This is a genomic window from Pseudomonas morbosilactucae, assembly GCF_023241665.1.
In the GTDB taxonomy this organism is placed as follows: Bacteria; Pseudomonadota; Gammaproteobacteria; order Pseudomonadales; family Pseudomonadaceae; genus Aquipseudomonas; species Aquipseudomonas morbosilactucae.
Map to the genome: position 1 here is coordinate 562,887 of NZ_JALQCX010000011.1, position 10,937 is coordinate 573,823.

7 protein-coding genes and 1 pseudogene are annotated in these 10,937 nt (G+C 63.0%); 4 read left to right on the top strand and 4 right to left on the bottom strand.

The annotated features are described in order from the left end of the window. Nucleotides 1-42 precede the first annotated feature (42 nt). From M1B35_RS09240 to M1B35_RS09250, 3 genes and pseudogenes are all read right to left on the bottom strand, one after another. A pseudogene (locus M1B35_RS09240) lies at nt 43-791 on the bottom strand (enoyl-CoA hydratase-related protein). Nucleotides 792-820: 29 nt separating this feature from the next. Further along, nucleotides 821-1,759, bottom strand: coding sequence for an iron-sulfur-binding ferredoxin reductase (locus M1B35_RS09245; RefSeq protein ID WP_268261735.1), 939 nt, complete (start codon nt 1,757-1,759; stop codon nt 821-823). After that, entirely contained in the window at nt 1,752-2,858 is a 1,107-nt protein-coding gene (locus tag M1B35_RS09250; protein ID WP_268261736.1) for a GGDEF domain-containing protein, read from the bottom strand. The genes M1B35_RS09245 and M1B35_RS09250 overlap by 8 nt, the downstream gene beginning before the upstream one ends. Nucleotides 2,859-3,196: 338 nt before the next feature. Between M1B35_RS09250 and M1B35_RS09255 the strand changes: the two genes are divergently transcribed. The 4 genes from M1B35_RS09255 to M1B35_RS09270 all read left to right on the top strand — a co-directional run bounded on the left by M1B35_RS09255 (nt 3,197) and on the right by M1B35_RS09270 (nt 9,582). Further along, nucleotides 3,197-4,720 (top strand): fumarate hydratase, encoded by a 1,524-nt coding sequence (locus tag M1B35_RS09255; RefSeq protein WP_123328621.1) that lies wholly within the window; start codon nt 3,197-3,199, stop codon nt 4,718-4,720. Between the two features lie 158 nt (nt 4,721-4,878). After that, nucleotides 4,879-6,645 carry an ATP-binding protein gene (locus M1B35_RS09260; protein WP_268261737.1) on the top strand — a complete coding sequence of 589 codons (1,767 nt, stop codon included), beginning with the start codon at nt 4,879-4,881 and terminating at the stop codon, nt 6,643-6,645. Beyond that, nucleotides 6,639-7,973: a sigma-54-dependent transcriptional regulator gene (locus M1B35_RS09265; protein ID WP_123328623.1), complete on the top strand. Its 1,335-nt coding sequence runs from the start codon at nt 6,639-6,641 to the stop codon at nt 7,971-7,973. Before M1B35_RS09260 ends, M1B35_RS09265 begins: the two co-directional genes overlap by 7 nt. A 286-nt stretch (nt 7,974-8,259) precedes the next feature. Beyond that, the gene (locus M1B35_RS09270; RefSeq protein ID WP_123328624.1) at nt 8,260-9,582 is read left to right on the top strand and encodes an MFS transporter; all 1,323 of its coding nucleotides are present in this window, start codon (nt 8,260-8,262) and stop codon (nt 9,580-9,582) included. 50 nt (nt 9,583-9,632) lie between these two features. On the opposite strand, the gene M1B35_RS09275 is transcribed toward M1B35_RS09270, so the two are convergent. After that, on the bottom strand, nt 9,633-10,388 hold the full coding sequence (locus M1B35_RS09275; protein ID WP_268261738.1) for a COG4705 family protein: 756 nt from the start codon (nt 10,386-10,388) through the stop codon (nt 9,633-9,635). Nucleotides 10,389-10,937 lie beyond the last annotated feature (549 nt).

Here is a 10,937-nt window from a genome sequence, read left to right on the forward strand (position 1 = left end):
GCTTTTTCATGCCCGGAAGAAAGCGGCTGCGGGCGCTGGTTTTCAGCCTTTGGCCAGAAATGCCGAGAGCGCCGCAATGGCCTCCGGCGTCTGCAAGCGCTGGGAAAACAAGCGACCCTCTTCCTCGATCACCTGGCGCAAGGGTTGCCGATCCGCGGCCCTCATCAATTGCTTGCTGAGCTGCACCGCCGTTGGCGGCAGTTGGCTGAAACGCCGGGCGGCCTCATGGGCACAGGCCAGTGTCGCCTCGCCATCGGCCAAGGTTGGGTCGCCAGGCCCCAGGCGGCTGCCTGCTCGCCACTGAAGGCCTCGCCCAGCAGCAACAGTTGCGCCGCCCTGGCATGGCCCAGCAGGCGCGGAAGAATCAGGCTGGAGCCAAACTCCGGGCACAGCCCGAGGTTGACGAAGGGCATGCGTAACCGGGCATCGGCGCTGACATAAACCAGATCGCAGTGCAGCAACAAGGTGGTGCCGATTCCCACCGCCGGGCCGGCGACCGCCGCTACCACTGGCTTGCGGCACTCGAACAGGCTGCGCATAAAGTGGAACACCGGGCTGTCGAGGCCACTGGGAGGCTGTTCGAGGAAGTCGGCAATGTCGTTGCCGGCGGTAAAACATTGGCTGCTGCCGCTGATCAACAAGGCATTGATGTCAGGGTCGGCGTCGGCCTGTTCCAGCACCTCGGCCAGGCGGCTGTACATGGCCCGGGTCAGGGCATTTTTCTTTTCAGGGCGGTTCAGGCGAACGCTCAGCAGCCCGCTCTCGCGCTCCACCAACAGGGTATCGGTCATGGCTATCTCACTCTGGGCAGTCAGCGCACTCAACCCCGGGGCAGGAAGACGTCGGCCAGCAGTTGATTACGCGGCAACCCCGCCAGGTACAAACGTCGGGCGAAGGCGTCGACGTTGTCGGGGTGACCGCAGAGTAAGGCCAGGGTTTGCCGCGAAACAAGCCGCAGCTGGGCCAACGCTGCCGGCAGTTCCGCCGCCGTCAGTAGCTCGACACTGAGGTTTTGCCGCTGGGCCGCCAGCGCTGCCAGGGGTTTGGCCAGATAGTGCTCGCTGGCGTCATGGGCCAAGTGAATGACGCGGATGGCGCCTTGGTGATCCTGGCGCAAGGCCTCGCGCAAGACCCCGAACAACGGCGCCAGCCCGGTGCCTGCCGCCAACAGCCAGAGCGGGCGCGCCTGCCAGTCGGGATCGTAGTGCAGCGCCCCGCCGCGCAATTCGCCCAGGCGCAGCCCATCCCCCGGCTTGAGATGGCGTGCGCCATCACTGAACGCACCGGGGTGACGGCAGTCCAGATGGAATTCGAGAAATGGGTCTTCCTGGGGCAGGCTGGCCAGGGAATACGGACGGGCGACGTTCGCCGCGTTCCACAACACCAAGTGCTGACCTGCCTGGTAACGCAAGGGACGTTCCGGCTGCAAGCGCAGGCGCAGGACGCTGGACGACAGCCAATCGGCCGCCACCACCGTTGCCGGTAAACCGTCACGCGCAGGGTCGAAGGCTTCGACCTGCAAGTCCTCGACCACCTGGCACTGGCAGGCCAGGCGCCAGCCCATTGCACGCTGCTCATCGCTCAAGGCATCCGGGCGGCTGTCGCTGGGCAGGCCTTTTACACAATGCACCAGGCAGGCATGGCAACTGCCGGCTCGGCAACTGTAGGGCACCGCCACCCCCGCCTGATTCAGCGCATCCAGCAGGTTGCTGCCAAGGGCGACCGACCATTGCTGTAACCCCACGCGCAACTCAGGCATCGACTGCTTCCCAAGCCGCTGCGCAGCGATTGCGGCCATCGCGCTTGGCGCGATACAACGCCTGGTCGGCGCGGTGCAGGGCATCGTCCAAGTCATCACCGCACTGCAACAGGGTCATGCCCGCCGACAGGCTCAGGTCGTCGACCCGCAGGCCCACCAGTTGCACCTCCATAAAGGCCAGGCGCAGGCGTTCGCAGCAGGACGTCAGGCGCTCAGCGCTGCATTCGGGGATCAGCACCACGAACTCCTCGCCGCCATAACGCGCCAGCACATCGCCATCACGCAGGCAGGCACTGGCCACCCCGGCGAACGCCTGCAACACCTGATCGCCGGCGGCGTGGCCATGCATATCGTTGATGCGTTTGAAATGGTCGAGGTCGATCAACGCCAGGCCGTGGACCTGGTCGTTATCCATGGCATGCAGCTCCCGGGAAGCCAGGCGCAGGAAATGACGACGGTTGAAGAGGCCAGTCAGTTCATCAGTGGCGACCAGGTCTTCCAACTGCCGCATCATGCCGCGCAGGGTGTCCTGGTGGGCCTGCAACGCAAAGCGCCGCTGGCGCATGCGCAAGCGCGACGCCTGGACGTAGCTGGCGTACAGGCACAACCACAAGAGGATCACGAACAGCACACAGACTTGCAGCACCGCCAGTTGCGGATCTGCCAGCTTGAAGTGATAGGCGTCCCAGAGGTTGATGCCGGCGAAGCTGAAGAAGATCAACGCCGCACACCGCACAAAGGCCCGGCGTGACAAGTGAAACAAACCGAACAGCAGCGGCAGGACGTAGAACACCAGGAAGGTTCCGCGGGCGCCGTCGAGATGGGCGATCATCCAGGACTGCCAGGCGATGCCCAGCAGCACCTGCGCCTGGGTCAGGCTGGGGTCGTTGAAACGCAGGTTGCGGCCACTGAGGAAGAGCCACAGGAACACCGCTTGGGTGGCGATTACCAGCAGCGTGTCGAACAACGCGCCAGTCGCCGAGGCCGAATAGTAGCCACCAAGAATGGCCAGCCATAGCAGCAGCAACATCAGCGCATAAGTGCCCGCGGCAATAGCAAAGCGCTTGAGCAATAGGCTCTGGATGGCTTTATGGGTCAATCGTTGACTCACCGTGCAAAAGGGGGCTTTAAAGAGTTTCCTACCCTACAGGCCACTAGCCACTTTAGTGCCGTGGCCCAAAAATAACTATTCAAATTTTCAGCGGTTGTACAGCTATTGGCAGCTGATCCACGCAAGAACAGTGCCCGCTCGCCGCCCGACTTTCGTTTGGCGCCTGGCGGATGTGCCGCGCCCCGAGGCGCGTTATACTGCCGCGCCTTTTTAGCGTCGCGCCAGTTACATGTCCGGCGTGCCATAGAAGATGACTGCAACCGACCGATGCACCCCAGCTGCAGTCACCTTATTAAATGTTCCCGTCTTTTAGAGGAGCGCGACTCATGACCGTGATCAAGCAAGATGACCTGATTCAGAGCGTTGCCGACGCCCTGCAATTCATTTCCTACTACCACCCCGTGGACTTCATCCAGGCGATGCACGAGGCCTACCTGCGCGAAGAATCGCCGGCAGCCCGTGACTCCATGGCGCAGATCCTGATCAACTCGCGCATGTGCGCCACCGGCCACCGCCCGATCTGCCAGGACACCGGCATCGTGACCGTGTTCGTACGCGTGGGCATGGACGTGCGCTGGGATGGAGCGACCATGAGCCTGGACGACATGATCAACGAAGGCGTGCGTCGCGCTTATAACCTGCCGGAAAACGTCCTGCGGGCCTCTATCCTGGCCGACCCGGCCGGGGCGCGTAAAAATACCAAGGACAACACCCCTGCGGTCATCCACTACTCCATCGTCCCGGGCAACACCGTGGAAGTGGACGTAGCGGCCAAGGGCGGCGGCTCCGAGAACAAGTCGAAAATGGCCATGCTCAACCCGTCCGACTCGATCGTCGACTGGGTGCTCAAGACCGTTCCGACCATGGGCGCCGGCTGGTGCCCACCGGGCATGCTGGGTATCGGCATTGGCGGCACCGCCGAAAAAGCGGCGGTGATGGCCAAGGAAGTGTTGATGGAATCCATCGATATCCACGAGCTGAAAAAGCGCGGCCCGCAGAACCGCATCGAAGAAATGCGCCTGGAGCTGTTCGAGAAGGTCAACCAACTGGGCATCGGCGCCCAGGGCCTGGGTGGCCTGACCACCGTGCTCGACGTGAAGATCATGGACTACCCGACCCACGCCGCCTCGCTGCCGGTGTGCATGATCCCCAACTGCGCCGCCACCCGTCACGCGCACTTCGTGCTCGACGGTTCCGGCCCTGCCGAACTGGAAGCGCCGCCCCTCGACGCCTACCCGGAAATCGTCTGGGAAGCCGGCCCGTCGGCGCGCCGCGTCAACCTCGACACCCTGACCCCGGAAGACGTGCAGAGCTGGCAGCCGGGCGAAACCGTGTTGCTCAACGGCAAGATGCTCACCGGCCGCGACGCTGCGCACAAACGCATGGTCGAGATGCTCAATAAGGGTGAAACCCTGCCAGTGGATCTCAAAGGCCGTTTCATCTACTACGTCGGCCCGGTCGATCCAGTGGGCGACGAAGTGGTCGGCCCGGCCGGCCCGACCACCGCCACGCGCATGGACAAGTTCACCCGGCAGATCCTCGAGCAGACCGGCTTGCTGGGCATGATCGGCAAGTCCGAACGCGGCCCGACCGCCATCGACGCGATCAAGGACAACAAAGCCGTGTACCTGATGGCCGTCGGCGGCGCTGCCTACCTGGTGGCCCAGGCGATCAAGAAGTCCAAGGTCCTGGCCTTCGCCGAACTGGGCATGGAAGCGATCTACGAGTTCGAGGTCAAGGACATGCCGGTCACTGTCGCGGTCGACAGCAAAGGCGAGTCGGTGCACATCACCGGTCCTGCGATCTGGCAGAAAAAGATCAGTGAAAGCCTGGCAGTAGAAGTGCAGTAAGCCCTTCCGCCTGTCCCTCAAGGCGGCGGTGTTGTTCATTGAACAGCCCGCCGCCTTTTTCATGGGCGCGTTTAAAGTCACGCGCAAGCCGCCACGACCAAAGCCGTGCCCGGCACTCCATGCTATCGTTCCCGCCCCATTGCCGCCTGCCCTGACTCATGGCCCAGATCTCGCGACCGCTCCGCCTGACGCTCTATACCCTATTGATTGTTGCCGGCACCGTGATCAGCGCCAGCCTGGCCATGCGCCACGCCGAACGCCAGGCGCTGGTGGACGATGCCGCCCGGGCCAAGGAGCAGTTGGCGCTATACGCCAACTCCCTGCACACCCTGATCGAACGTTATCGGGCCCTGCCCGCGGTGCTGGCCCTGGACCCGGAATTGCGTTCGGCCCTCAAGGGCCCGGTGGCACCTGAACAACAGGACGCCCTGAACCGCAAGCTGGAGAAAATCAACGGTGCCGCCCGCTCTTCCACCCTGGAATTGATGGACCACAGCGGCATGGCCGTGGCCGCCAGCAACTGGCGCCTGCCCAGCAGCTACGTGGGCCACAACTATGGTTTTCGTCCCTACTTCAGCCAGACCCGCAGCCAAGGCAGCGGCAGCTTCTACGCGGTGGGCGTGACCAGCGGTATTCCGGGCTATTTCCTGTCCAGCGCGGTGAAAGGCGATGCCGACGAGTTCCTCGGCGCCATGGTGGTCAAGCTGGAGTTTCCGGAGCTGGAGCAGGAATGGAGCCAGGGCAGCGACACTCTGCTGGTCAGCGATGCCCGCGGCATTATCTTTATCGCCAACCAGCCAGGCTGGCGCTACCGCCATTTGCGCCCGCTGTCCGCAGACGACCTAGCCGAAATCAACCGCACTCGCCAATACCACAAACAGCCCCTGGCGCCCCTGGAGCACCAGACGCTGCAGGCGTTTGACGACAACGGCGGGCTGGTCCAGGTCGCGGGACCGGAGGGCACTGCAAGCTATCTGTGGGAGTCCCTGCCCCTGAGCGCCGAAGGCTGGACCCTGCACCTGCTGCGCAGGCCCCAGGGCGCCCTGGAAGACAGCCGCAATGCCGGGATCGCTGCGGTCGGGCTGTGGCTGACCCTGGTGTTCCTGCTGCTGTTCCTCAGCCAGCGCTGGCGCCTGGCCAAATTGCGCCAGCGCAGCCGCGAAGAACTTGAACAACTGGTGCAGGAACGCACCCGCGACCTGCGCACCGCCCAGGAGGGCCTGGTGCAATCGGCCAAGCTCGCCGCGCTGGGGCAGATGTCGGCAGCCCTGGCCCATGAAATCAACCAGCCGCTGACCACCCAGCGCATGCAACTGGCCACCCTCAGGCTGCTGCTGGACCACGGCCGGGTCGATGATGCCTACAAGGCCCTGCGCCCGCTGGACGATATGCTGACGCGCATGGCCGCCCTCACCAGCCACCTCAAGACCTTCGCCCGCAAAAGCCCCAGCGGCCTGCGTGAGCGCCTGGATCTGGCGGCGGTGGTGGACCAGTCCCTGCAATTGCTGGAGGCGCGTCTGCGAGATGAACAGGTGGACGTCGAACTGCACCTGATCCGCCCTTCCTCGGTCCGTGGCGATGCCATTCGCCTGGAACAGGTGCTGATCAATCTGCTGCGCAACGCCCTGGATGCCATGCAGGACAAACCCCTCAAGCGCCTGGTGATCCGCATCGAAGCCGACGAACAGCTGTGGCACCTGAGCGTGGCCGACAGCGGCGGCGGGATTGCCGAGGAGAACCTGCTGAGCGTGTTCGATCCGTTCTTCACCACCAAACCGGTGGGCGACGGCCTGGGGCTGGGCCTGGCGGTGTCCTACGCGATCGTGCATGAACTGGGCGGACGCCTGAGCGCCGCCAACCTGGAACAGGGTGCGGTGTTCACCCTGAGCCTGCCCATCGACCTGGAGGCCCATCTGCCATGTTGAACTCGGTGATGGTGGTGGACGACGAAAGCAGCATTCGCAACGCAGTGGAACAGTGGCTGAGCCTCTCGGGGTTCGAGGTCCAGTTATTCAGCCGCGGCGAAGAATGCCTGGCGCAACTGCCCGGGGACTTTCCCGGGGTGATCCTCAGCGATGTGCGCATGCCGGGCATGAGTGGCCTGGAACTGCTGGCCCAGGTCCAACGACGCGACCCCGACCTGCCGATCATCCTGCTCACCGGTCACGGCGACGTGCCCATGGCAGTGGAAGCCATGCGCGATGGTGCCTATGACTTCCTGGAAAAACCCTTCAGCCCAGATACCCTGCTCAGCAGCCTGCGCCGAGCCCTGGACAAACGTCGCCTGGTCCTGGAAAACCGCCGCTTGCACGAGCTGGCCGACAACCGGGCCAAGATCGACGCCACCCTGCTGGGGGTTTCCCGCAGCCTGCAGACCCTGCGCCGCCAGGTGCTGGAGCTGGCAGCGCTGCCGGTGAATGTGCTGATCCGTGGCGAGACCGGCAGCGGCAAGGAGCTGATTGCCCGCTGCCTGCATGATTTCGGCCCACGGGCGGCCAAGCCTTTCGTCGCCCTGAACTGTGCGGCGATTCCCGAGCAACTGTTCGAGGCCGAACTGTTCGGCCACGAAAGCGGCGCCTTTACCGGCGCCCAAGGCAAGCGCATCGGCAAGCTGGAGTATGCCGACGGCGGCACCTTGTTCCTCGATGAGATCGAAAGCATGCCCCTGGCCCAGCAGGTCAAGCTGCTGCGGGTGTTGCAGGAGCAGAAACTCGAACGCCTGGGCTCCAACCAGAGCATCCGCGTGGACCTGCGGATCATTGCCGCAACCAAACCCGACTTGCTGGAAGAGGCCCGGGCCGGGCGGTTTCGCGAAGACCTGGCCTACCGCCTGAACGTTGCTGAATTGCGCCTGCCGCCATTGCGCGAGCGCCGCGAAGACATTCCCCTGCTCTACGAACACTTCGCCCATGACGCCGCGCAACGCCTGGGTCGCCAACCCGGCCCATTGAGCGGCACACAACTGAGCCGCCTGCTCAGCCATGACTGGCCGGGCAACGTGCGCGAACTGGCCAACGTCGCTGAACGCCAGGTGCTGGGCCTGGGTGAGCCGGAGGTCGAGATGATCGACGCCGGGCAATCCCTGGCCGCCCAGCAGGAAGCCTTTGAGGCCCAGTGCCTGCGCGCCGCGCTGGCCCGACACAAGGGCGATATCAAGGCCGTGCTCAGCGAGTTGCAACTGCCGCGCCGCACCCTGAATGAAAAGATGCAGCGTCACGGGCTGGTCCGGGAGATGTTCCTCAAGGAGGAATAACTCCCCGCGGAAAAACCTGTGGGAGCCGGCTTGTCGGCGAAAAGGCCTTGAACCGGCAATGCCCATCAGCGACGCCCGCTCTGGCACACCCGCTTGGTGTACCGTTGCGCCCCTTCATTTCGGCAATTTCCCGCCTACCCAATCCGCCCCATAAGCGGATTTCCGCTCATCGTTTTCGCCCAAGCCCTCTAGCCCGGGCTTCCCGCCCCTGGCACAGGTCCTGCTATAGCCCTGACAGGCTGCGCTTGCGCGCGCTCCACAAAAACAATGAATAGAAGGATCCGTCATGGATATCTCGAACACCCTGCCCGCAGGGTCGGCGGCTGCGCCCGCCACCGAAAAGACCACGGCCAGTCGCCTGAAATCGATTTTCAGCGGTTCGGTCGGCAACATGGTCGAGTGGTACGACTGGTACGTCTACGCCGCTTTCTCGCTGTACTTCGCTAAAGTCTTCTTCCCCAAGGGCGACACCACCGCCCAGTTGCTGAACACCGCCGCCATCTTCGCCGTGGGCTTTTTGATGCGCCCGATCGGTGGCTGGCTGATGGGCCTGTACGCCGACCGTAAAGGGCGCAAGGCCGCGCTGATGGCTTCAGTGCTGCTGATGTGCTTCGGCTCGCTGATCATCGCCCTGACCCCGGGTTACGAAACCATCGGCGTCGGCGCCCCGATCCTGCTGGTACTGGCGCGGCTGATGCAGGGCCTGTCGGTAGGCGGTGAATACGGCACCTCGGCCACCTACCTCAGCGAGATGGCGACCAAGGAACGCCGCGGCTTCTTCTCCAGCTTCCAGTACGTGACCCTGATCTCCGGCCAGCTCATCGCCCTGGCGGTGCTGATCGTGCTGCAGAACGTGCTGACCACCGAGGAACTGCAATCCTGGGGCTGGCGGATTCCGTTCGCCATCGGTGCCTTGTGTGCCGTGGTCGCCCTGTACCTGCGTCGCGGCATGGAAGAAACCGAGTCCTTCACCAAGAAGAAGGAAAAGCCCAAGGAAAGCCTGATGCGCACCCTGATGCGCCATCCCAAGGAACTGATGACGGTGGTCGGCCTGACCATGGGCGGCACCCTGGCGTTCTACACCTACACCACCTACATGCAGAAATACCTGGTGAACACCGTCGGCATGAGCATTTCCGACTCCACCACGATTTCCGCCGCCACGCTGTTCCTGTTCATGTGCCTGCAACCGGTGATCGGCGCCCTCTCGGACAAGATCGGTCGTCGCCCGATCCTGATCGCCTTCGGCATCCTCGGCACCCTGTTCACCGTGCCGATCCTTACCACCCTGCACACCATCCAGACCTGGTGGGGCGCGTTCTTCCTGATCATGGCGGCGCTGATCATTGTCAGCGGCTACACCTCGATCAACGCGGTGGTCAAAGCCGAGCTGTTCCCGACCGAAATCCGCGCCCTGGGCGTAGGCCTGCCTTACGCGCTGACGGTGTCGATCTTCGGCGGTACCGCTGAATACATCGCCCTGTGGTTCAAGAGCATCGGCATGGAAACCGGCTACTACTGGTACGTCACCGCCTGCATCGCCTGTTCGCTGCTGGTCTACGTGACCATGAAGGACACCCGCAAGCATTCGCGGATCGAAACAGACTGAAGAAAGCAAAACGCCCGGGTGCAAGGCCCGGGCGTTTTTTCATGTGTGGGTCAGGACAGTTCGGCGGCGTTCTGCCGTGAGTAGCGGTTCTGAGCCCAGGACGCGCCGACGATCATCACCAGCAGAATCCCCGCCAATACCGCCGACGAGCCGATGGTGCCGAAATCCAGGCCGCCCTTTTCATGGGGTTTGGTCAGGAAGTCGCCCAAGGTCGCGCCGAACGGCCGGGTCAACACAAACGCCACCCAGAACAACAGCACCGACGAGATTCGGGTGAAGTACTTGAGCAGGACCACCACGGCGATGGTCGAGCCGATCAGCAGTGCCCCGCCGGCAAAACCCAAGCCCGAATCGTCCGCCAGGAAATCCCCCAGCGCGGTGCCCAGGGTGTTGGAGAACAAGATCGCCATCCAGTAGAACAACTCGCCCCGCAAGGTCTGGATCTTGTTCACGTTCAGCGAATCACCGCTCAGGCGCCAGGCAGCGAAAATCGCCAGCAGAATCGCGATCAGGATCATCGAGCCGGTGGCGTAGCCCAGCTCCAGGGTGCGGTCCATAAAGTCCGACATGGTGGTGCCGGCCGTGCTGGTGGACAGGATCACGATCCAGTACAGCACCGGGTTGTAGGTCTTGGAAAACAGCTGGGTGACCAGGGTCAGGACAAACACGCTGATGAGGATCATGGAACTGAGGGCGTAACCGACGTTCAGGGTCATCGACAGCAAGTCGCCTGCGGTCTCTCCCAAGGTCGTCGCGCAGATTTTCATGACCCAGAACGCCAGGGTGATCTGAGGAAGTTTATTCATTGTGGGAAGTGCTCCAAGGCTCGGATTCAAGGTGGCCGGCTCTTGAATGTCCGGGCCTGGCGCAAGGCTGCGGGCGGCAGGGTGAAAAATAGGTAAGCGACAAATGAAAAAACCGTTCATCGCGATTTTTCCGCGGTAACCATCAGATTAATCGCCCGTTAATTGGCCAGCCCCATTCTGCAAGGGTCCACAACCAGTCAGAGGCTTGACCGCCCTGTGCTCCAGGTAAAAAAGCGGTGCCTGGTGGACGGCGACCCGACAAACGAATCGATTAATTCGATTATTTAAAGCATTTATTTGCGCTTTTTAATCAGATTTATCAGCGTATTCTTCAACCCATGCCCAGCGCACACAACCCTTAACGAATCTGGAGTGACCACCATGAAAACCAAACTGATCCTCGCCCTGACCCTCTCGGTACTGGCTGCCAACACCTTCGCTGCTGACGGTTTCGACCGTACCGGTTCCGCCATCGCTGCTGACGGTTATGACCGCACCGGCTCCGCCACCGTCGCTGCAGATGGCTACGACCGCACTGGCTCCGCCACC

Coding starts and splice junctions, on each gene's coding strand:
- M1B35_RS09275 (WP_268261738.1), bottom strand. CDS start 10,388: ATGAATAAACTTCCTCAGATCACCCTGGCGTTCTGGGTCATGAAAATC.
- M1B35_RS09245 (WP_268261735.1), bottom strand. CDS start 1,759: ATGCCTGAGTTGCGCGTGGGGTTACAGCAATGGTCGGTCGCCCTTGGC.
- M1B35_RS09265 (WP_123328623.1), top strand. CDS start 6,639: ATGTTGAACTCGGTGATGGTGGTGGACGACGAAAGCAGCATTCGCAAC.
- M1B35_RS09255 (WP_123328621.1), top strand. CDS start 3,197: ATGACCGTGATCAAGCAAGATGACCTGATTCAGAGCGTTGCCGACGCC.
- M1B35_RS09260 (WP_268261737.1), top strand. CDS start 4,879: ATGGCCCAGATCTCGCGACCGCTCCGCCTGACGCTCTATACCCTATTG.
- M1B35_RS09270 (WP_123328624.1), top strand. CDS start 8,260: ATGGATATCTCGAACACCCTGCCCGCAGGGTCGGCGGCTGCGCCCGCC.